The sequence below is a fragment of the Vibrio mediterranei genome, from assembly GCF_013364395.1.
Lineage (GTDB): Bacteria > Pseudomonadota > Gammaproteobacteria > Enterobacterales > Vibrionaceae > Vibrio > Vibrio mediterranei.
The window spans coordinates 1552120-1575678 of the sequence record NZ_JABXGK010000001.1 but is presented as its reverse complement, the minus strand read 5'-3'; the positions used below and the strand labels follow the sequence as shown (position 1 = coordinate 1575678).

The window sequence follows — 23559 nt, the reverse complement described above, 5'->3', positions numbered from 1 at the left end:
AGAAAAAGAGACTCACGCAGAGTCTCTTTCGATTTTTTGAGGCCCTTATCAGGCCCCGATGATGCCGCCATCTGTACGCGTAATCATCATTACAGATGAACGTGGTATAGAATTACCACCTTCAGGGAAATGTGATGGAGCAAGGTCTTCGCCAGGATGCTGCACACCAACAAACATCGTCTTATAGTCTGGAGAGAAGGTTAACCCTGTAATCTCACAAGCAATTGGTCCAGTCAGGAAACGGCGGATTTCACCCGTTTGTGGGTCACTACAAAGCATTTGGTTGTTGCCCATACCCGCAAAATCACCCTTGTTTGAATATTTGCCATCAGTTTGAATCCATAACCTTCCAGCGAGGTCAAAACCAATTCCATCAGGGCTATTGAACATGTTGTCCTTATTGATGTTGTCACTGCCAGCCATCAAACCAGCTTCGTGCACTTCAGGATTGCCCGCAAGTACATAAATATCCCAGTTAAACGTGCCTGCTGAGTGGTCACCTTTCGTCGGCTTCCAACGAACGATGTGACCATATGGGTTCTTTTCTCTTGGGTTTACTGCATTCAGTGGCTGTGAATCTTTAACACCGCGATGTTTATTGTTGGTCAACGTACAGAAGACCGACTGATTGTCCGGATGTACGGCTACCCATTCTGGACGATCCATTGTTGTCGCACCAACTTGGGTGGCTGCCTCTCGAGCAAAAATCATCACTGAAGCCGCATCAGGGAAGCCGTTTTCAGGTGTTAGACCATTCTTACCCCATGTAAGCTCCAACCACTCACCAGTACCGCTCAATTCACCTTCTGTTCCAGTGAATTTAGCAACGTATAATGTTCCTTCTTCAAGGAGATCACGATTAGAATCTGCACCTGCTACGTATTTTTTCTTAGATATGAACTTATATAAGTGCTCACCACGTTCATCATCACCTAAATACACCACAACATGGCCATCATCATTGATCGTCAACGCCGCATTTTCGTGTTTGAAGCGACCAAGAGCACTACGCTTTTTTGGGGTTGCATTAGGATTCATCGGATCAACTTCAACAACCCAACCATGACGATGCGGTTCGTTAGGGTCTTTAGCCATATCAAAACGCGTATCATACTTATACCAGTCATACCCTCTGTCTTTATTACCCAGACCATAACGCTTATAGCGGTCGCCTAATTCACTCCCCGAAGTATTAGCGAAATAGCCATTAAAGTTCTCTTCGCAAGTTAGGTAAGTCCCCCACGGCGTTTGCCCATTAGCGCAGTTATTAAACGTACCGAGTATCTTCTTACCCGACTTATCAGCATTGGTTTTAAGCAGTTCATGACCGGCAGCAATACCCGTCATTTCCATTTCTGTGTACGCCGTGATTCGACGGTTTAGGCGGCCATCTACATTCACTTGCCACTTGCCATTGTTCTTTTCTAACTCAACAACCGACACCCCGTGTGCTGCCTGTGCTTTTCTAGCATCATCTGCTGAAATATTATTACCTTGATGCTCATAAAGGTACTCGTTGTTGGTGTACTCGTTATTCACAACAAGAACAGCTCTGTCGTTGGAAATTAAGAAAAACGTCATACCGTCATTGTTGTCACCAAATTGAAGTTCCTGTGCCTGCGCATTATTCGACTGGCTAAACGCCGGTGCACCTTTTCTGATAGCGTCACCCCAAGAGATCAATACATCTGCCTGATAACCTTCTGGTACTTCAACCGTATCGGTTGTTGAAATAGGAATAGCATCAAAGCCAATTAACTGCGATTTGCTTGGCATAGTGTTAGCAACAGCCTGACTAATAGGACTCGCAGCAAAAAAGCCAGCCGTTCCAGCAGCCCCCGTTGCTTTTAGAAAACGACGACGCGACATAGCAGCTTCAACAAAACGATTGAATTCTGGTTCTTGGTCTAGCGCTCTTTGATCTGGAGTTCGATTAAAATGCTTCACTTTGACTTCCTTTCTACTAAAGAAAAGGCCATTAAATTGGCCGTTATTACTATTGTGGCCGCTATGATGCATTCAAATTATGACACCTCAGTTACAAATAATTAACACTTATATTATTAGAAGTTTCTTTATGAACGATTTAGTGTCTGTATAAGTTAACCTCCCTACACAAACACTGCTATGAAATAGATATTGCTTTTAAGTACAGTATTCCTCCCATAACAATCGAACACTAAACCTTAATAATTTGTGGATTTTTCTTTCCTTACTATTTGAAATGTCGCTGCTTTTGTCCGAGTCTTAATTGATATGGATAAGAAATGAGCTAGGTATGGACACAACATTCTCTTCAGGTATTCAGGGCATTAAAAAAGTGCTGCTGCCATCAGTGCTTATCAATATTCTTTCTCTTGCCGTGCCTTTAACGGTGCTACAGATTTATGACCGCATAATTCCAAACCAAAGTTACGGCACTGCGACGTTGCTACTAGCAGGCGCAACGATAGCGGTATTACTTGATGCTTTACTCAGATACGTTCGTTCTAGGGTACTGGCCGCAGAATCTTCCATGCTCGAACAACAACGTTACGCAGAAACAGTTCGGGCGTTAGCAACGTCACCTATTAAGGAAATTAAGCAATTAAAAGTGGGAGGCGTTCAGAACGGATTAGAAGCTATCGCAAAAATCAAAGATCTCTATTCAGGGGGACTTCTATCTGGATTGATAGATATTCCTTTTGCGCTGTTGTTCCTATTTTTAGTTTACTATGTTGGCGGAAGCTTAGTAGCGGTACCTATTGTCGTATGGGCTATTACATTCAGCTTCGTCTGGCTGTCAGGTAAAAGAGCAAAACAACGAAGCTTAGAGCATGCCATTACCGAGGACGCAAGAGCGGGGTTTGTACTCAATCTCAACCGTAACATTCTTGGTATCAAACGTCAGGCAAATGAATATAAGACGTATGCAGCTTATAAGGGTATTAATCAGGAACATCGACTTACTCATTCAGAAGACGAACGAAAGAACGCCTTCGCTCAAGAATGCATCTATCTAGCCTCCTTGGGAACCTCCGTTATTTTAGTCATAGCCGGTGCCTCCCATGTTCTTTCTGGAGAACTAACAACTGGTGGGCTTGCTGCTTGTTCCATCTTGGCTGGCCGAGCGGTAGCGCCACTTAGCGCACTGACTAGCTTGAATATTCGTTATGCTAATATGCAAACCGCCATACAAAGCGTAAATGCGTTATTAAAACTTTCACCTCAAGACCAGAGCATAAGCGCTGCTTTACCATCTTTTTCATCACTACATATGAACGATCTAGCAATAAAGCGCTTCTCAAAAACCTATGTTGTTAATGCCAGTATTTCTTCGGGCTCAATCTGTCAAATCACCTGTCCCGATAAGGAAGCAGCTAGCCACTTTCTCACTACAATAGGAGGGGCTAATCAGGAGCATGCCGGTCAGTTCTTGTTAGATACCGACACAACTTCTGCTTTGTCGCGCCAATATTCGAGCTCTTACATAGGGTCTCGTTCTTCAATTCTTCAAGGTTCTATTTTAGACAACTTATGTGGGTATAAGCCCGAGCTTTCTGAACGCGCCTTAGCATACAGTAAGTCACTTGGCTTGTATGACGTGCTAACTCAGCTACCGGATGGTTTCGAAACCAAACTGGGGGATCTTCCGACTATACCGTTAAGCCACAGCAGTATCCGCTTAATCAACATTTGTTTTCAGCTCGCTCGCCCTACCTCCATTATTTGTATTGATTTACCTGAATTGGACTTAGACATAGATACTTGGCCTAAGTTAGCAGAAATCATCCAAACAGAAGCGAACAACGGCCGAACCATATTTCTAGTCAGTTTTAATCACACTTTTACCTCTATATGTGACAACACGATCTTATTGCAGCTTGATGCGAACGCTGAGCAAGGAGAGAACAATGAATAATATTGAAACAGCCTCATTGTTGTCACTCAGAGCACTTGAAGTGAACAGCAACGTCGATGTGTTCGCTCATCAATGGGTAGAAGAAAATGGCCTCGATAACTTAGAAGACTATTTGAGTATGCTCGACCGACTCAATGTGCCTTATCGAATCGTCAATGCACAGCAACAGCTTCATACGAAATCTTATAAAGTGGCAGTTTTGGTCACCGACCAACAACTGATAATCGCTCAACCCAAGGACCAAGTCTTATTCGAAGTAACCAATGACACCCCTTTTTCATCACAAGATTTAAAACAATTCAGCATCGCGATCTTACTAGATGGCTCACCTCCTGATAAACCCGACCCCAACTGGATGGGCACAAGGTTGGACGCTTACAAAGCGGTGGTCCCAAAAGTTGCGTTAGCGAGTTTGTTTTCTAACTTATTCGCACTGGCGATTCCTTTCATCACAATGTCCATCTACGATCATGTCATTGGTGGTGATGCAGCCCACGAGCTACAGGGAATTGCAATAGGAGCGGGCATTCTGTTTTTCATGCTTTGGTTGCTTAGAGTGGTACGAAGCCAGACGTTAACCACTGTCGCCAATCGAATAAGTCGCGAAATTTCCGATGCGCTCATTAAAAAGCTACTGACCGGAAGTTATAACGTTTGTAAGGCAACCCCTCAACAAAGCCAAATCAATCAATTGAGTTTTGCGGATAGAGTCGCAGGGGTTCTCGCTGGCCCTCTGGGAAACGCGCTATTTGATATCCCATTTGTCCTGCTATTCATCATAGCGATTGCTATATTGGGAGGTTGGTTAGTCATCGTTCCTATTGTCGCCCTCGGTCTGTATTACGTGGTCGCTCGCAGTAGTATCAAAAATTCAGCTTTAAAAGCCAATCAATCCACCATTGCAGGAACCAACCGCCAAATGCTCATAGCCGAGCTATCTACCCACCTCGGTTTTATGCGTAGTGGCCAACTACTAGAAGGTTGGTTGTCTCGATTCGATAAAGCAAACCACTTAGCCGCTCAGAATGGCTTCAAACAGACAGTACACCAAGCGAAATACACATCGATTTACTACGCCATAGGCGTGACCTCGACGCTCGCTGTCGTTGGTTTGGGCATCGATTTGATTTTTAACCAAGTGATGTCGGCTGGTGGACTGATCGCAACCATGATGTTGATTTCCCGAGTAACAGGTCCGGCCCAAACCCTCGCTAACAGCGCTTTTAGGCTTCAGCAGCTTAAGCAAACACAAATGACGATCAATCGAACGCTCACTCTAAATTCGGAAGAAGCATATCGATATCAACATCATACTTTGCCAAGTTCACCGCCACGGATTGAACTCGACCAAATTACTCTCCGCTATGCTAAACAGGCTAAACCGGCTCTTAGTGGGGTAAGTGCAGTAATAGAGCCAGGAGAAATCATAGCCATTACAGGGCCCTCTAACAGTGGTAAAACAAGCCTTATCGACACTATCGCAAGTTTCCAACCAGTGCAAAACGGTGTCGTTAATATCAACGGTATTAACTTAAGCCAATACGCGCCATTGCTCTATCGCCATTGGATGTTCTACAAAGCTGCTCATCCTCAAGTGCTCCTGACTAACATCCGTGAATGGTTCTCGGATAAACAAGAGATACAAGATGCAGAAATTATCCATGCTATTGAGCAAGCAGGTGGTAAAGATTGGCTTAACTCATTACCAGCTGGACTTGATACCAAACTCACCGAATTCTGGCCTGCCAGTATGTACGATTTATTGTCACGTTATGAAGCTAGAATGTTGATTGCTGCAAAAGCCCTCGCCATTCATTACCCTCTCTATTTGCTCGATAACCCTCTTCATGACTTGTCACCTAAGTCCGTTGAACTGTTTAAGACCTTCCTTAATAAAAAAAGAGGTCACTCTACAATTCTATTCAGTTCACAAGATCCCGAGTTAATTAAGCTAGCAGACAAAGTTATCGTCTTAAACCAAGGCGCTGTCGCCTACTTTGGTGCCCTGAACGAAGAGAACAATAGTGACAGCACAATGGAGGTCGCTGCCAATGAATAAATCTCAGTATGCTGAAGCAATCGAATCACAACAGACCAAGAAGCTATTGTCTGTAATCACTTATTCAATCGCCTTGTGTGTGATTGCATTTGGTACTTGGTCAGCTGTAACTCAAGTTGATGAAATTGCCAAGGCAAAAGGCACGGTCGTCCCAGAAGGTGAGCGTCAGGTCATTCAAAGTGATATTGGTGGCAAATTGAAAACCATTTCTGTCGCAGAAGGCGATATGGTCGAAGAGGGTCAAGTGTTGGTTGAGTTTGATGCGACCTTCCAAACAACAGCCTTGGAGGAATTGAAAGCTCAACAAGCTTCTCTCAATTTAACGATAGAAAGATTATCTTCACTTATTGACGAGCGCGAGCCTAATTTTGATTTATACCAAAGCCAATATCCAGAACTCGTTGCACAGCAGAGAGCTCAGCGCAGCGCGCAAATTGCTCTTTACTATCAAAAACGGATAGTGCTAGAAAAAGAGGCGGAGCAAATCGCAGAACAATTACGCAGTACAGAAAAAGCCATTCCAGCTTACGAACGCCAGTTAAGCGCGTCAAAACAAGAGCTCAGCATACTTCAAAAAGGACAAAAAAGCGGTAATATTTCAAGACTTCGTGTTCTTGAAATGCAGCAAAAAGTAGCCTCTATTGAACAGCAAATTGAAGAAGCGAGGGGTAAAAAAGCTCTGCTAATCAAACAGGCAGATTCTAATGATGAAAAGATCTCCCAGTTGCTCGCAGAAGCCAAAGTCGAGGTAGCCGATCAGCGCTCGAAAGCTGCCTCTGAACTCTCTGCACTAGAAGCTCGTGTTCGCTCTGGAGAAGCGAAGCTGACTAATACTGTTTTGACGTCACCACTACAAGGTTTAGTTCAAAGTATACCGAGTACAAAAGTTGGTGCTGTAATTCAGCCAGGGGGAACCGTGGTCGAAATCGTGCCAATTGGAGGCACGGCAGACTTTAAAGCTCAGCTATCTCCGAGAGATATAGGTTTTGTTAACGAGGGACAAAGTGCGAGAGTCAAAATTGATGCCTACGACTATAGTCGATTCGGAGCTCTTAAAGGTATCGTAGAGTCCATATCCCCTACAACCAGCAAGGATGAGAAAGGCAATATCTTCTACGAAGTCACCATTGCAGTCGAGAAGCCCTACTTTAGGGACGACCCAGATAGATTTGCGTTGTTACCGGGAATGACCGGTGAAGTGGATATCACCACTGGCGAAAAAACGGTGTTCCAATATCTGTGGAAACCGATATTCACAAATATCAGCCGTGCCTTTGGTGAGCGATAATCTTCTCAATCATTAATATTCGCTAGTTTGACTAACGCCCTTGATGAACAAGGGCGTTTTGTTGTTAGCGAGTCGGATCATCTGGTAACGTCGGATCTTGCATATCTTGATGGTCACTATCGATATCTTGGAAGTGCTCAATATCACTTTGAGCACCATGATGCGCCACATCACTTTGATGTTCGGTCGTAATATCATGCTGCTCCGCGTCATCAAGAACGATATCAAGATCATCAGGCAACGCGCTTTGCTCGATAGGCTGAAGCCCCTCTTGCTGAGTAATGCCTAATTTATCCAGATAGTTTGAAGCATCATGTTGCTGATGATCATCATTACCCGACGTCGCATCGCTAATTCCTAGCGCAGACATTATCGTTAGAGACTCTCCATCCGCTACCGCGTCATCGTCCATCGGCTCATCATTCAGAACCGGAGGTGGAGGCGGCGGTGGGTTGATATGGCTATGTGTGTGTCCTTGAAGGTCTTCAGTCGTAACAGCACTTACCCCTGTTGCTGAGTTGTGGGTTGTCACTTCCGTTGCAAAGTAGTGATGGCTGCCACTTATAGGCTGAGATGAAACCAGCGTAACATGTCCGTTTGTAGGCACGGTGTAACTGCCATCTGGGTTTGCGTGAATCGTATGTCCAGCACTTTGCAAAGTGACATGAGTTTGCAAATGCGTTATCCGGATATCCGTGACAGTTTCATCATGAGAAGACAGGTGAGCTTGGATGCTCACATCACATTCATAATGCCCCTGGCTTTGAACAGGAAAGTTCGCAGGAAGGTGCCCTTTTAGTACAGTGCCATCACCCAGAATGATGTTTTCAATACTTTCTATCTCCATCTCTTCATGCCCATCACTGAGCTTTTCACCATGGTCACGCAAACGTGGTGCGTTTTGGCGATTATAGGCACCAAGGATTAGCGTGTCTGAACCATGCCCCCCCTCAATCTCCTTGTCTGTCAAGCTACCGCCGATATAAAGAATGTCATTACCACTCTTCAGCTCGGCTTCTTCTGTTAAGCGCCCTTGCACAATAATAATGTCTGAGCTGCCATGCCCATTTATCTCATGGTGCCCGCTCGCCGTTGTGGCGGACTGCCCTATACGGTGAGCGTAATCTCGGACTGTGGTGGCAGTTATGGTTGGGGTTACATGACGAGCATGCCGAGCATCAACAGACACACTGATTGTCGGTGGCGTGTAAGGCACAGGGTCAGTATGACCATTAATGGTCATAGTAACTTGTTGGCTGGTTTTCCCACCATGCCCATCATCCACCAGCACAGTAAAAGTGTCGTGCAGCACATCACCATCATTTAACGCGTTAACGCGTGAGTTAGCATTGTCGAGATGATATGTCCAAGTATTACTATGACTATCTAGTTGTACCGAACCATAACTCGCGCCATGACTTGGATCTAGGCTCAAACTGAGCGTATCCCCATCGGTATCTTGAGTCGTCAGTTGTCCGGTTGAGGTTAAGTTGCCATCTTCGGTCACCACGTGTCTGCTGGTACTTTGACCTGGTAGCACTTTTTCTGAAACCGTAGGGACGTCATTGGTTCCGGTGACCGTTATCACTATGTCATGCGTGGTGCCATCTTTTGCTTGGACTGTAATGGTTTCTGTATCCGTCTCGCCTTGCTTAAGCTGCTGTACAATGGGGTGCTGGTTGTAAAGGTCGTAGGTCCAATGTCCACTACTATCAATATGCGCATGCCCATATCCTTTACTACCGACAATACCCACACCGCCTTGCACCGCAATAAAACCTTGCGTGCCATCAGGGTCAGCCACATTTAAGACCCCAGCTGTTTGGGTGTGAAGATCCTCTTGAGTTCGACCCGTTGAATCACCTGTGAATACTGCAGGGTCAGGAACTGCGACAATATTAATTAGGTACATTCCAGGCTTAGAGTCAGTATGCCCATCGTTTGCCGTAAATCTAATGCCCCCTAAGCCACTCGTATTAACACTATGGTAGTTCGGTGTTGGGGTATAGATTAATGAAGCCAAATCCGCAGCGGCTACGTCATCACCAACAGAAATTGCCTGCCCGTTGAGTGTCAGTGAACCATGAGCGATGCTGGTAATGGTAATGTGATGCAGTGAATCCCCATCAACATCTGCGTATTTGAAGTCGGCTTTGGTAAAGCTGTGAGGTGTATCTTCCAGTAAACTGGTAAAGCTTGAACCAACCGTCGGCGCATCATTGATCGCGTTCACATCGATGACCATGGATGCACTCACCGAGTCTTGATGGCCATCATTCGCACTGAACTCAAAATGCGCATAATTAGCGCCGCTCTGATTTTGTATTGGTGTGAAGGTTAAATGACCCGCGTCTAGGTCTGCTTTAGAAACTTGTTGATTGGCAGTGACAGCCACACCATTCAAGGTTAACAGACCGTGGGAAGGTAACTGAGTAATCGTGATGTGGTTTAGTGCATCATGATCAGCATCTTGGTAGCCAAACTCTGCTGCGGTGAAAATATGACTTTGGTCTTCATCGCTTGTGACCGTTTGTGGTGTCACCGTTGGTGCATGTTGAGCTGGCGGCTTAACCTCTATGGATAGCGTATTTTGCGAGGAATCATTAACTGGGGTACCGCCATCGTCTCCGACTCGATATACCATGTTGGGTACTTTCCCAGCGAAGCCCGTTTCAGGAGTAAAGATGTAGTGACCATTAGCTTCAATAGCCAGTGTGCCAATTCCCGCTATGGCATGAGGGTGACCTGGAGTGACAGCCACGTAATTCCCCGACACAGGGTCTTGTATCTGAATATCTTGAAGAACAAGGTGGGCATTAGTGTCTGAATCTGTCGCCGCAGCCGCTGCGCCTTGTGAGGTGCCTACACCAGAAATGAGATTACCTTCAATGGGTCCCGTGTTTTGGACGCCAGAGTCCGTGAAACTATGTATCGTTGGTCTATCCGTCGAACCACTAATGGTCACTGAAATCGAATGTTTAGTGCCGTCTATTGAGGTAATCTCGATACTATCAGTTAAGGTCTGGCCGTTATCTAAATCTTGAATGTTTGAATCGCTGTTGTCGGCAGTATAGACCCATGTCCCATCTAGTTTAATCAAGAAGTGACCATAGGTACCATCTTGCGAAATTTGGTTCTGACCTTTAAGATCTAGTGCCGCTTCGCCTTGTCCGTCAACATCAGAGATCACAAGGCTTCCACGACAAAATAGTGCATCTTGAATAGTGGTTGAACCGGCAAATCGAGTGTTGTGTTGCAGGTTGGTATCTTCAACAAGGCTTGCTGAATCGCCAGTAAATGTTGCCGCATCATTAACGGCAGCTAAGTTCATTGTGGCGGACGTCGATACTGAAGCACCATGTTCATCTTTGACGTCATAAGTAAACTGTACCTGTCCGTGATAATTTTTCTCTGGTGTGAAACTGAAGGTTCCATCTAAGTTATCGACTACCTGCCCATGATCAACACTCAAGTTGTGCACACTCAACTGACTGTGGTCATCAACATCACTGGCATTCGCGAGTAAATCCGCCGCGTTCAATGTGACTGGCGTGTCTTCTGTGCCTTGAGATAAGCTCACCGCGGAAGTCACGACTGGAGTGTCGTTAGTACCGTGTACGGTCACCGTAATGGTTTGCTGAGCGGTTCCATCAATCGACTCAACCGTAAAGGTTTTCTGGTAGCTTTGTCCTTCGCCTAAATGTTGTAGCTTGGCATTGTCAATTGTGTACTGCCATCCGCCGCGAACATTGATAGAGAAATGTCCCCCTTCTGGCGTATCAAAACTCTGAGTAACGAACCCCGCTTGACCATGGTCGGGGTCGATAACATGTAAATTTCCACCGCTCCACACTTGATTTGGCGTACTTCCCGGTGAAAGGTTATCTTCATAAGCATGATTATCTAATGACGAATATTGCCCAACGACAATACTTGCTTGATCATCTTCCCCAATGACTTTAACGATGATGTTGAGTTTCTGACCATCACTGGTTCTGACCTGATAAGGGATCTCCATCGATTCCCCTTTATGAAGGCTATCGATCAAATCATCGGCATGTCGATTACGAGCTGATTCCAGTCGGAACTGATAAGAACCATCAGGCCAAACAGTTAGATCTCCTGGAGCATAACCTTGTCCCATATATCGACCGCTAAAGGCAAATTGAGTGTGATCACCCGTGTCGGGATCCGTAAGTTGTAAGTTGCCATGGTAAATCGACGTTTTACTTAATAAGGCTTCAGACTCTGACATTTGGATAACATTGGATGTCAACACTGCTTTGTCATCGGTACCTTCAATCGTTAAAGTTGCCGACTGCGGTGTCTGCCCTCCATGCCCATCATTAACAAGATAGCTTACTACGACTTGCTGGGCTTGACCTACGGCAAGATGCTGAAAAGTTGAGTGTGTTGCATCAACAATCACTGAATGTCCATCTGCACCTAAAACCAAACCGTCAGGCAGACTAGTCGTTGCGGTAGCACCATCGACTGAATATTTGATTTGGGATACAGACAATGCATCCCCTTCTTTGTCTGTTGCGCCAGTTAAAAGATCAACGGAGTGATTATTGGTTGAGTCCTCTTTGATACTATCAGTAATAGGTTGAACGTCAGGGCGGTCGTTGACTGCAGCTAATGTCGTGTTTGCTCCTGTATGTGTAATTCCGCCATGCCTGTCAGCAACATCGTAAGTAAAATGAACGGTGCCGTTGTAATCATGATCTGGATTGAAGGTGAAACTGCCATCCGAATTAGCGGTGATACTACCGTGGTCTGCCGTAAGATTTTGAGCATGCAGCCAACCCCTGTCGTTTGAATCGGCATCTGTAGCGTTGGCGATAAGTTGTGCCTGCGTAATATGTATTGACGAGTCTTCTTTACCAGACGGTAAAGTCACCTCACCACTCACTACGGGCACATCGTTATTACCACGTACAACAACCGATACACTTTGTGAAACCTTACTGCCATCAGTAGACACGGCCTCAATAGTAAAGTGCTCCCAGTATTCGTCTCCGTCACCTAGTTTTGTCGCTTTGCTTTGGTCAACGTCATAATGCCATTGGCCATCGGAACTTAAATGGAACGAACCATACTGACCACTAATGCCACTTGTAGGTGTTGCTGTCCAGCTCACGGAGTCATGAAGGTCAGTATCATGTGCCGTCACGCTACCTGCAACAGAGGCGCCTGTTTGAGCATTCTCTACAACATGACCAAGCTCCGATTTAGAATCAATGACGACCCCATCCTCACTACCACTTACTTTGACGGTAATAGGAAATTCAGTGCCGTCAGTGGCGATTAACTTGATCGATTCGGTAAGTGATTCACCGTGCTTTAACTCTTGAACGTGAACATTAGAGTTGTCGCCAATATAGCTCCATGAATGCTCACCCGCATGCGGCCCACTCACTAAGGTATGAAACTGAAACTTACCAAACGGAGTGGTCACATCTAGGTCACTGCCCAGATTCCACGTATATTGCTGTCCAGCAAATTCAACCGTTACTTGTGTATTCGGGCTGTCCACGTCTGTGATTTGTAACGTTTGCCAGTCGACAGCATCCATGATGTTTACATTGGTCGACATGTGAGTGGCAACATCTTCCGTAGCAGTGCCATGGTCAGCACCTGTAATAGTGGTTTTGTCGTCCACTGCGGCAAGAGTAGTATTTGCTCCCGTGTGTGTTGTTCCTCCGTGAGCATCTACAACATCATAAGTAAAGTGTACCTGTCCGTTGTAATCTTTGGTGGGTGTGAACGTAAAAGTACCGTCTTGATTATCTCTGATAGAGCCATGGTCAACTTGAAGATTGTCCACGTGCAACTTACCCGCATCACTACTATCAACGTCCATACTATTGGCCAACAACTGCGCTTGAGTGATCGTTTGTACCAGATCCTCTTTTCCGGAATTGAGTTGCACCTCTCCAGAAGCAAACGGAGAGTCATTATCACCGTGGATGGTAATAACAACATCATGAGTCGTGCCATCCGCACTTCGGATGGTAATGGTATCGGTCAGGTTTTCGCCTGTATTGAGTTCATCTATTTTGCGACCTACCGCGCTATTGCCTACATCAACGCTATAATACCAATCACCGTCAGGCTGGAGTATTAAACGGCCATACTGACCAAAATACTGATAGGTCGGAGCATTGTTATCAAAGTGTGCCTCGCCAGAATCATGATCAACAATGTCTAGTTTTCCTGAGGTATGTATCGAATCATTCCATAAGTGGGAAATAATACCCCTCTGATAATCAGGAGAGCGATCGGCATAGGTTGACTCGTAGACATCTCCACTATCAGCACCAGTAATCTGCGCTGCATCATTGGTGCCTGTTACAGTGATATTGAGATCTTTAGTCGCGCTTGCTCCATGCTCATCCGTGACGGTAACTGGAATGGTGAGAATCTGAGTCTGGCCTTTCGCTAAGTGGTCGTAGCTCGCATTGGTTGGATCAAACGTGTAGCTACCGTCAGCATTGAAAGTTAGCCCATCCACAGGCTTGGCAATGGAGTAGACTAATGTCGCACCGTGGTCGATATCACTTCCCTGCATCTGACCATTGAGCAGCGAACCATCTTCATTCACCGTTTGGGTTTGCCCCACAAGAATCGGTGTATCGTTGGTACCTACGATATCGACAGTAATCACATGGGTGTCACCGCCAAGTGTTTGCACCTGATATTGAACGTGCTTCGTTTCACCTTGCGCTAAATGTTGTAGGTTGCCATTCGGGACGCTGTAAATCCAACCTCCCGCTTTGTCTATTGAAAGGCTGCCGCCATATGGATCACTAATCGCGTGAGCATTCAAAGTATGATGGAAGCCACGTTGACCGATGTCCGGATCTATTACATTAAGAACACCACCAGTAAATACTGTGTGTCTTGCGTCACCTTGCACGTGAAGATCTTCTGTCACTGATCCAGTACTTTGGCCAGTAATGATTGCCGCATCATCAGTGCCCTTAACGAGTATTTCCACTTTTTGAGTCGCACGGGAACCATCACTGGAGATAGCGACAATGTTAAATGCCTCTGCCTTCCCATCACCACTTCTCAATGAGTCAACTTTTGAAGCATCCAAGTCATAATGCCAATGCCCAGCTGGATCGACGTAAAAGGTACCATAGCTGCCTGCTTGAGATGACGCAGAGCCTGTTAATTCAAAAGAGACATGATCGCCCTTATCGAGATCGTGCGCCTGAAGCATACCAACAACAGTCGTTTTGATATCTTCAACTGCCGTTCCTATAGCCGCTGTTAGCGCATCTGGAGTGTCAATAATGACATGATCGTCTTGACCTTGGATGGTCGCCGTTACTGGAATTCGAGTACCATCTTTTGTGATGAGCACCATAGTGTCCTGAAGCTGCTGCCCGGTCTTCAGTCCTTGTATTTCTGAGCTAGTATTATCGGCAGTGTAGCTCCATTTGTTTTGACCGTCGGTGCTATGTGTCGTTGAGAAATAACCATGGTTTGCAGTCAGGCTCATGCCAAAATCTGCTGGCACTGCATGCTTGATACCATTAACTTCGATAAAAGCGACTTCTGCCTCTGAAGCACTATCCACATCGGTTACATCTAAATTCGTCCAACCAGACCAGAGTTGCCCAGCGGTACCAGATCGCAGGTGATCCTCTGTCACCGAACCTGAATCTTGTCCAGCAGCCAGTACACTTGCGTCATTGGCGGATGCAAGATCGAACGACGCACCTGTCGGTGTAGAACCGCCATGGGCATCATGAATGTCGTAACTGAAATGGATTTTACCGTGATAGTTCAGTTCTGGCGTGTAAGTATAGGTTCCATCATGGTTATCGCGGATAGAGCCATGGTCAGCAAGCAAGTTGGTGACCCTCATCAATCCTGCATCGTTACTGTCAACATCAACAGCATTCGCCAGCAAATCAGCCTTGGTGAAGGTTTGGCTGACGTCCTCTTTGCCAGACTGCAAGGTAACTTCTGATGAAACGTAAGGAGCATCATTATCCCCATGTATGGTTATAACAATATCGTGAGTAGTTCCATCTTTGGAATGAACGGTGACCGTATCGGTGAGAGTTTCCCCTTGCCCCAACTGGTCGATTGTTGAGCCTACTGTGGTCTTGGTGGAGCCTAAGTGCCAATCGTGAGTACCCGCAGCAACGGCATAGTCCCAATGTCCATCTGGTCGAAGCAGTAGGTGCCCATATTGACCGCTATATGAATACACCTTGCCATTGGGGTCAAACTCACTTTCACCAGAATCAGGATCCACAATCGTCAGTTGACCGCTTGTTGTCAGAGAGTCTTGACCAATAACCCCAATGCCGGGCTGTGCATAGTCAGGAGACTTATCCTGCCCTGCTTGATTCTCATGTACATCACCAGTATCCACGCCTCCAATAACCGCGGCATCTCCTTTACCTTGGAGGTTTATGGTCAAGTTTTGCGTCGAGCTTGCACCATATTCATCGGTCACCGTCACCGGAATATCTATGATCTTGTGCTCACCGTCTTTGAGCTGTTCATAGCTAGTATGAGAAGGGTCAAACGAGTAGCTGCCATCAGCGTTAAATGTCAGCCCATCAACAGAGTGAGCTATCGAATATGTGAGCGTCGCACCGTGGTCAATATCTCGGCCTTGCATCTGTCCATTAAGACTGCTTCCATCTTCTGTCACTGACTGTGTTTGTGCGCTGAGTGTTGGCGCATCATTAGTGCCGTGTATATTTACTTCAATCGTAAACGTTGTCCCATCTTTAGCTCGAACCACGCATTGATCGGTAAGCACTTCACCTTGACTTAATGACTGAACTTGAGGCTGATGGTCTCGGATCGTATAGGTATAGTGACCATCGCGCATCAACAGAATATGGCCGCCAAGCTTGGTATCATAACCTATGCCGTTATAGGTTTGCGGGCCGTAGTTAATATCAAATTCCGCTTCCCCTTGATCGGGGTCGACGATGTCGAGTTTACCTTCAAAGTGAAGCTCATCATGGGTATCGATATACCCCCTATCTTCTGTAACTCCCGCTAAATGATGGTCGGTTGATGCGTAGCTTATTTGTGCATTATCTGACACCGGCTTGAGTACCGAGTTCGCTGAGGTGATAACGCTTCCACCATGTCCATCAAGGACTTCGTAGTTAAAACGTACTGGTCCGTTATAGTTGAGTTCTGGGGTAAATGTGAACGAACCATTGTGATTATCTGTAATGGTGCCAGCGGAAGTACCGTCTGCCTTGAGTGCAATAAGGTTGGACACTGATAGATGTCCCGCATCATTTGCGTCTACATCCGATGCATTGGCAAGCAAGGCGGCGCTACTGATGATATAAGGCTTGTCTTCATTACCAGGTGGCAATGTCACTGTCGAGGAAACTTCAGGATCATCATTGGTACCATGTACCGTCACAGTAATGACTTTTTGCGCAGAACCATCTTTTGATTCAACGGTAAATTGCTCTTGGAAACTCTCCCCCTTGCCCAACTGCTGAATCGCAGGCAAGCTGTTGTCAATGTGGTACTGCCACATGCCCGTTTCTGTCACCGTGAAGTGACCTCCGTGGGCCGACACTAATGTTTGAGGCTTCAATTGATCGTCGTCATGGTCAGGGTCAATAGCCTTAATGATACCCGTTGCAAATAGCTCTGAAGGGTATGCCGGAGACGTCATCGAGTCTTCGTGTAAGTGATTGTCTGTCGTACCGTAATTAACAACAATCTGAGCGCTATCTTCTTCACCATGAATGGTCACGGTGACAGGTTTTGTTTGCCCATCGGCGGTCTTCACATTGAAGGTTTCGGTGATACTCTCACCAGGCTTCAATGCTGCCACCGTTTTTTGAGCATTGGCAGTACCGACGTAGTTACCTTGAAGAAAGTACTCGTAGTGCCCATCTGCACGTAGCGCAAGAGAACCCAATCGAGAGCTAGATTGATAGATCATATCGACGAACTGAGGATTGTCGGTAGTATCAATATCCGTTAGTTGAAGAGCTCCTTTGATAGAAGTGCCGTGATAGGTGTGCTCGGCAACAGCTTCACCGATATTTATTGAACTAGAAACCAGCTGCGCTTTATCGTCGGTACCAACAATTTTTACAGTGACACTTTGAGGCGTTGAAGCTCCGTGACTATCCGTAACTTTGTAACTCAGCTCAAACGTCGCAACCTCACCTTGCGCAAGATGCTGGAATGTAGAACTTGATGGGTCAACCTGCAAATGACCATTAACTATGCCAAAACCGTCAGGAAGCCTCTCTATATGACCATTCACTTTAACTTGAAAAAGGCTACCCACACTTAGCGCGTCACCATCCACATCTTGAGCTTGGGATAGTAAGTTGATGTCAAGGTGTTGAGACTGGTCTTCATGGAACTGAGCGGTTATTGGAGTTACTGTCGGCTTATCGTTAGTTCCTTTGATAACAAAGGACAGCTCTTTTTGATCTTGCCCACCCGCAGTATCAGTTACAATGACAGTGGTTTTCACAGTCTTTGTGTCGCCAACTGCTAAATGTTGGTACGAGGCATGACTAGGATCGAAGGTATAACTGCCATCTGAGTTGAATGTCAGGCCATCAATTGGGTTTAAAGTGGTGTACGTCAGTAAGTCTTGGTCAACATCAGTGGCTACCATTTGACCATGGAAAACCGCGCCATCTTCTTTAAATGACTGCGACTGGCTCGTCATTACCGGCGAGTCGTTAACACCATCAATTTCTATCTTTATTTCATGAGTCGTTCCATCGACCGATGCTACAGTAAACGTTTCATGTAGTTCATCACCTTTACCTAATTGTTGAACTGCGGCTTGTAGGTTATTAGCTTCGTAACTCCAATGACCATTCGCATCAATACTCAAACTACCAAATTGGCCAACAAGTACTTGTGAAGCAAAGTGTGCTTCACCTAAGTCAGTATCGACAACCGTTAGGTCACCCTGTGTCTTTATGCTGCCATTTTTGACATGCAAATCTTCTACGACTACACCAGAGTCGACCCCAGAAATGACAGCATTATCATCGCTCCCACCGATAACTATTTGGATATTTTGACTTGTGTGGTCAGCGGTATGGATTGATATTGTTTCAGTCATTTGCTGTTGAGAAGAAAGCTGCTGTATTGCATTGAGGCTGTTATCAACTTGATATTGCCAGTGCCCTTGTTCATCAATAGTTAATGTCCCAAATTGCCCTTTTATAACTTCCGCTAAGGTATGCGATTCACCATGATCAATATCTTGTACTTGAACTTGTCCAGCAACGGTAAGTAAACCAGCGGAGTCAACATTGATGTCTTCTTGAATGTGACCAGAAACTTGACCTATAACACTAGGGATGTCGTTAGTACCCGTGACTTGAATAACGAAGTTTGCATGAGATGTCAGTCCTGCGGAATCAGTCACTGTTACTGGTACTGTCAGTTCTTTAACTTCGCCCTCTTTCAAGCTCTGATAAACGGTATCCGTCGGATCAAAAGTGTAAGTACCATCTGGATTCAGTGTTAAGCCATCCACATGAGTATTTGTAGCAAAACTTATGGTTTCATTGGTGTTTTTGTCTGTCGCAATCAATTGACCATGCACCAGTTGCCCATCTTCTTTGACCTGTAATTGTTGGTTAGAAATTTCAGGCCTGATAAATTGCGGTGCATTCTGATGTGAAAAAGGTTGGTGTAGATAGTCTTGAAAGCCAGTTAAAGTACTGCGTGGCGAAGAAGTTGGTTCTGAGGACTGGTTAACGTTATTGGTAGCCAATAAATGAGAGTTTGTGTAGGCGTGAACTTTATAATGGTGCAATTCCAATCTCGCACTTGACGCAATATGAGCGTCTCTAGCTTCGTTTGTATCAGCGTTTACAAGCTCTGACTCTTGTAAACTTGCACCTATGTGAAGGGTATCGGTATCAGAAGACTCACCATGGTGCAGTGCTTCTGTGGTTGGATGACTAGTTGGGCGTAACGAGTTTTCATTACCTTGAGCGCTTGCATGTCTAGTGGCTAGAGAAGGTAATATCAGAGCTAAAGCAGGAGGTAGACCGACTTGGTATCGCAAGGTACTAAAAAGGCGACGTTTTTTTTCGTTTTTTTGCTGCTTCTTACGGCTAACGGTCTTTTGGGGTAGAGTTTCCTTTATACTCTGGCCGCTTTGGGTCTTCGCTTTATCACTCTTTTTATCCGTCATTCGTCCATTCCTAACTTCTAACTCTTTCATAAAGTTAAGGATATGGATGAAGAATTTGCTAATTATTCTTATCGGTTTTGCTTATTTTTCTATATAGAATCAAAACAAAAGTTTCATTACAAGTTGGTCTAAGTCAGCAAAACAAATCAGGCTAATGTAGACGACAATAAGTACCACTATCATCAAGTAGTAACAAGCCCGTTTTGTTGCATCACTTAGCTGTCGACTCATTATAAAGAGCATTTCTTACCTCTCTTTGTTACATAGACGCATACATAAAAACAATAATCATTGAAAATGACAGCAGTGTTATTTGGCTTCAATTCAGCAAAGTAAGTTTCGGAAGCAAGTGCACATAAATAGACTAGAATTAGGAATTATCTTTTTCAGGAACGTAAAAAAGACTGTGGTAACAGGTAATTAACCCCACTATTATAAGGAAGTCAGATGTCAGTTAAAGCGCCCACCTCTCGACTAATTGCGATTACAATTAGTGCCTTACTCGCTTCATCCAGTGTACACGCTTCGCAACAAGCGGCGGATGCCTTTGCACCAGAAATGGCAACCGGGACGAGCGACAAACAACTCGTCAAAGCAAAAGACTGGATGGTAACCGCAGCCAACCCTGAAGCGACACAAGCTGGCGCTGAGGTTCTAGCTCGCGGTGGCAACGCTGTTGATGCCATGGTTGCCGTGCAGCTGATGCTAGGTTTAGTCGAGCCACAATCAAGTGGCATTGGCGGCGGCTCATTTCTTGTCTACTGGGATTCGAAAAAGCAGCGGTTAACCACCTATGATGGTAGAGAAACAGCACCATCAGCTGCCAATGGTGACTTATTTCTTGATAAGAACGGAAAACCACTTAAGTTCTATGACGCAGTGGTAGGTGGTCGCTCGGTGGGCACACCAGGTACAGTCAAACTGCTTTGGGACGTTCATCAGAAATACGGTGCTCTTGATTGGGATGAAGTGGTGTTGCCTGTCGCTCAGAAAGCCGAGCAAGGTTTTACTATCAGCGAAAGATTGTCGATGCTCATTGAAAATGACGTCGATTTTCTTACTAGACACCCAACAACAGCCGCTTATTTCCTCAATAAGGACGGCACCCCAAAAACACAAGGAACCTTGCTAAAAAACCCTGACTACGCACAAACCTTAAGAACTATTGCAGAAAAAGGCAGTGACGGTTTTTACAAAGGCCCCGTAGCTACAGCGATAGTCAACGCCGTTCAAAAGGAAGCAGCAAGCAATCCAGGCAAACTTTCACTGGCCGACCTTGCTAACTATCAAGTAAAGAATCGACAAGCCGTCTGCGCCCCATATAAGCAATACGATGTTTGCGGCATGGGCCCTCCAAGTAGTGGCGCGCTAACACTGGGACAGATTCTGATGTTAACCGAACCATTCAAATTAAATGAGCTGGGAAGTAATAACCCAACCAGTTGGCAAATTTTAGCAGATGCTTCAAGGCTAGCATTTGCTGACCGCGGTCTATACATGGCCGATAGCGATTTCTTCGATGTACCAGTGAAAGGACTGCTGGATCAAAAGTATATCGCTGAAAGAAGCGCGCTCATCACACCAAACGAAGCGCTGCAAAAAGTATCCGCTGGCTCTCCACCCGCAGTAAAAACCGTTCAACTGGCACAAGATCAAGCCATAGAACTTCCGTCTACAACGCACTTCAATATTGTGGACTCGCAAGGCAATGTTATATCCATGACCTCTTCCATTGAAAACGTATTCGGGTCGCGTGTCATGGCAGCTGGATTCTTATTAAATAATGAGCTTACCGACTTTTCATTTGTGGCCAACAAAGATGGTAAACCTGTGGCTAACCGAGTGGAAGCGAATAAACGCCCACGTTCTTCAATGGCACCGACTATCGTCATGCATGACGATAAGCCTTACCTTGCTATCGGCTCTCCCGGCGGCAGCAGAATTATTGGCTATGTGGCGCAAAGCATCATTGCACACGTAGATTGGGGAATGGACATTCAACAAGCCATTGACCAACCGCGCATGATTAACCGTTTCGGTGCCATGGATGTTGAAATAAACACGCCTCTGGCGGACTATACACAGCAATTCGAAGCAATGGGCTATAGCGTTAATAAGAGAGATCTCAACTCTGGTCTGCACGCAATACGAATTACTGAAACAGGTTTAGAAGGTGCCGCTGACCCAAGACGCGAAGGAGTGGCGCTCGGTAAATAGACATCTTGCTATGAATGGCCTAAGTGCTTAAATGCAATTTAGGCCATTTTTCTAACCACTGCTTCTCATTCACGCGATTCAGAAATATCTGATAGTCTCGCTTGCTGTTATAACTCACAACCCCCTCGAACAACGATTCCAGTTCAAAAGCGTGAACAATTTCGATTTGGTCATTGTCGAGCAGCCTAACGGCTATAGCTGTTTCTTTCTCGGGCCAATAAGACATCGCATCTTGCAAGCTTTTATATGGTTTGTCGCCATTACGAGTATGCATTACCGCTTGGTTCTTGACTTGCCAATGATAGCGAGGGTGTTGCTTGGATAGCTCTTTTTCGATCGTTCGCTGTATCTCTAGCCCCTCCACCTGATCATCAAAATAAACCACATCAATATCGTTTAACGGCGTTGAAAATTGATACTGATGCAGCGAATCCCAAACTAAGTTCCGAACAAAACCCGCAGCTACATAAAGGCGATAGGAAGGCATAGAGAGTGCCCGAATGGATTTGAGCAACTTAATTCGGTTCTCATCTTGTACCAATAGCTTGGTCAATTTTTCAAAACATTCATTTGGATTATTTCGCATACGAGTTATATCACCACACACATTATTAAAAGACGCTCTTCATTGACTTAAATCAAATTATTAATTTGATATTGGTTTTATGTTGTAAAGGTGTTAAACACAAGGAGACAAGCATTATGGAGTTAAAAAAGGACCCACGCTGCTATACCGACATTTGTATCGATGGTAGATGGTTTCATCACGATCACTGTACCGACACAGCCTATATGCTTTGGGGAGGCAGTTCACCACAACTTAAACTAGAAAGAACACCAAATACCGAAGATGAACTGATTGGCCTTTTAAAACAGGCAAGATATAAATAACTTATGATGCTGGTTAGCCTCTATTACGTCTACCAGCATCGAAAATAAAGCACTCTAACTCTAAGTGAGTTCCACTCCTACCACTTGATGATTCTCATCACATTCAGAGTCGATAGTTTTCCATCCAAGATGTAGATACATCAACGGCACATCAGTATAAGCAAACAGAGTTTTCTGTTCGGTATTAGACATCAGGTGAATTGCACAGTCGATGAGGTGGCGGGCAACCCCCTGACCTCGCCAAGTTTCATCAACATACAATGCATTAAGCCAAATTACATTAGGTGGATTTTTATCGCTGCCACTGTCTTCCGGAGACGAAAATAAAGTAAACGCGAGCCCACCTATCAGCTTTCCATCCTTCAACGCCGCAATAGGGTTTGGAATGCCCTCCTTACGTTCCACATCAAATCTAAAGTCACTCCAACTAAGCTGAAATAGTCGCTCTAGTTCTTTCAACATTGTGGGTTCAATAACTTCAAGCGTTTGAAACGTCGCTGGAAAGCTATTTAAGGGTTGTGTTGTCACTTGTTTCATTTCTACAGTTTTTTTCCGAGACGCTTTTCAATTTGTCGCTTTTCCCATTTAGGACCAAAGAAGCTAAACAGTTCAAACGCATTGATTCCGTGGTTGAGAATGCCGATCCCCCATCCCATCGCTGGCCACCATGCCCAAATATAGCTAGGGTCCGTGACAATGTTAATGGTAAACAGTAACGTCATAACTAACACATACGTCATTAAGTGAGAGTAAAAACCTTTGATAGATCTTACCTGATCGATAACGTTCTGTTCTTCCTGAGTGATCTCTACTTTACTGGTCATTTTAGGCTCCTGCTGTAGTTCAGTGATGGTTGTTTCAAATACAGCAGCTAGTGATTTTAGGGACTCCAAACCCGGCTTTTGCCCTCGCTCAATTCTCTGAATCGTCCTTATACTTAATCCGCTTAATTCAGCTAATTGTTCTTGAGACCAACCACGTTGTAATCTGAGTTTTCTAATAATCATCAT

At 45.2% G+C, this 23559-nt stretch carries 10 protein-coding genes; 5 read left to right on the top strand and 5 right to left on the bottom strand.

Features of this window, described 5'->3' with window-relative positions:
• Window positions 1–48: 48 nt before the first annotated feature.
• On the bottom strand, window positions 49–1869 hold the full coding sequence (locus HOP38_RS07465) for a PhoX family protein (protein WP_198558268.1): 1821 nt from the start codon (window positions 1867–1869) through the stop codon (window positions 49–51).
• Between the two features lie 409 nt (window positions 1870–2278).
• On the opposite strand from HOP38_RS07465, the gene HOP38_RS07460 reads away from it, so the two are divergent.
• The 3 genes from HOP38_RS07460 to HOP38_RS07450 are packed head-to-tail and all read left to right on the top strand — an operon-like array spanning window position 2279 to window position 7248.
• Window positions 2279–3901, top strand: coding sequence for an ABC transporter transmembrane domain-containing protein (locus HOP38_RS07460; RefSeq protein ID WP_198557778.1), 1623 nt, complete (start codon window positions 2279–2281; stop codon window positions 3899–3901).
• A complete protein-coding gene (locus tag HOP38_RS07455) occupies window positions 3894–5960 on the top strand; it encodes an ABC transporter transmembrane domain-containing protein (RefSeq protein ID WP_198557777.1) in 2067 nt (688 codons plus the stop codon). The genes HOP38_RS07460 and HOP38_RS07455 overlap by 8 nt, the downstream gene beginning before the upstream one ends.
• Complete coding sequence (locus HOP38_RS07450) at window positions 5953–7248, top strand: HlyD family type I secretion periplasmic adaptor subunit (RefSeq protein ID WP_198557776.1); 1296 nt, start codon at window positions 5953–5955, stop codon at window positions 7246–7248. The genes HOP38_RS07455 and HOP38_RS07450 overlap by 8 nt, the downstream gene beginning before the upstream one ends.
• 64 nt (window positions 7249–7312) lie before the next feature.
• Here HOP38_RS07450 and HOP38_RS07445 read toward each other — a convergent pair whose 3' ends face one another.
• A complete protein-coding gene (locus tag HOP38_RS07445; RefSeq protein WP_198557775.1) occupies window positions 7313–19441 on the bottom strand; it encodes a VCBS domain-containing protein in 12129 nt (4042 codons plus the stop codon).
• Window positions 19442–19888: 447 nt separating this feature from the next.
• Here HOP38_RS07445 and ggt point away from each other — a divergent pair, with 447 nt between their 5' ends.
• Window positions 19889–21658 carry a gamma-glutamyltransferase gene (gene ggt / locus HOP38_RS07440; protein WP_198557774.1) on the top strand — a complete coding sequence of 590 codons (1770 nt, stop codon included), beginning with the start codon at window positions 19889–19891 and terminating at the stop codon, window positions 21656–21658.
• A 19-nt stretch (window positions 21659–21677) separates the two neighbouring features.
• Here ggt and HOP38_RS07435 read toward each other — a convergent pair whose 3' ends face one another.
• Window positions 21678–22244, bottom strand: coding sequence for a nucleotidyltransferase family protein (locus HOP38_RS07435; protein WP_198557773.1), 567 nt, complete (start codon window positions 22242–22244; stop codon window positions 21678–21680).
• A 116-nt stretch (window positions 22245–22360) separates the two neighbouring features.
• Here HOP38_RS07435 and HOP38_RS07430 point away from each other — a divergent pair, with 116 nt between their 5' ends.
• Window positions 22361–22549, top strand: a complete 189-nt coding sequence (locus HOP38_RS07430) for a hypothetical protein (protein ID WP_006072365.1) — start codon at window positions 22361–22363, stop codon at window positions 22547–22549.
• Between the two features lie 60 nt (window positions 22550–22609).
• On the opposite strand, the gene HOP38_RS07425 is transcribed toward HOP38_RS07430, so the two are convergent.
• Together HOP38_RS07425 and HOP38_RS07420 are read right to left on the bottom strand one after the other, a co-directional pair.
• Window positions 22610–23086: a GNAT family N-acetyltransferase gene (locus HOP38_RS07425; RefSeq protein ID WP_198557772.1), complete on the bottom strand. Its 477-nt coding sequence runs from the start codon at window positions 23084–23086 to the stop codon at window positions 22610–22612.
• Window positions 23087–23088: 2 nt separating this feature from the next.
• The gene (locus tag HOP38_RS07420; RefSeq protein WP_006072362.1) at window positions 23089–23556 is read right to left on the bottom strand and encodes a 2TM domain-containing protein; all 468 of its coding nucleotides are present in this window, start codon (window positions 23554–23556) and stop codon (window positions 23089–23091) included.
• Window positions 23557–23559: the final 3 nt, after the last annotated feature.

What these genes read in the sequence shown, in the direction of transcription:
- HOP38_RS07430 (WP_006072365.1), top strand. Translation starts at nt 22,361, where the DNA reads ATGGAGTTAAAAAAGGACCCACGCTGCTATACCGACATTTGTATCGAT.
- HOP38_RS07445 (WP_198557775.1), bottom strand. Translation starts at nt 19,441, where the DNA reads ATGACGGATAAAAAGAGTGATAAAGCGAAGACCCAAAGCGGCCAGAGT.
- HOP38_RS07465 (WP_198558268.1), bottom strand. Translation starts at nt 1,869, where the DNA reads ATGTCGCGTCGTCGTTTTCTAAAAGCAACGGGGGCTGCTGGAACGGCT.
- HOP38_RS07460 (WP_198557778.1), top strand. Translation starts at nt 2,279, where the DNA reads ATGGACACAACATTCTCTTCAGGTATTCAGGGCATTAAAAAAGTGCTG.
- HOP38_RS07450 (WP_198557776.1), top strand. Translation starts at nt 5,953, where the DNA reads ATGAATAAATCTCAGTATGCTGAAGCAATCGAATCACAACAGACCAAG.
- HOP38_RS07420 (WP_006072362.1), bottom strand. Translation starts at nt 23,556, where the DNA reads ATGATTATTAGAAAACTCAGATTACAACGTGGTTGGTCTCAAGAACAA.
- HOP38_RS07435 (WP_198557773.1), bottom strand. Translation starts at nt 22,244, where the DNA reads ATGCGAAATAATCCAAATGAATGTTTTGAAAAATTGACCAAGCTATTG.
- ggt (WP_198557774.1), top strand. Translation starts at nt 19,889, where the DNA reads ATGTCAGTTAAAGCGCCCACCTCTCGACTAATTGCGATTACAATTAGT.
- HOP38_RS07455 (WP_198557777.1), top strand. Translation starts at nt 3,894, where the DNA reads ATGAATAATATTGAAACAGCCTCATTGTTGTCACTCAGAGCACTTGAA.
- HOP38_RS07425 (WP_198557772.1), bottom strand. Translation starts at nt 23,086, where the DNA reads ATGAAACAAGTGACAACACAACCCTTAAATAGCTTTCCAGCGACGTTT.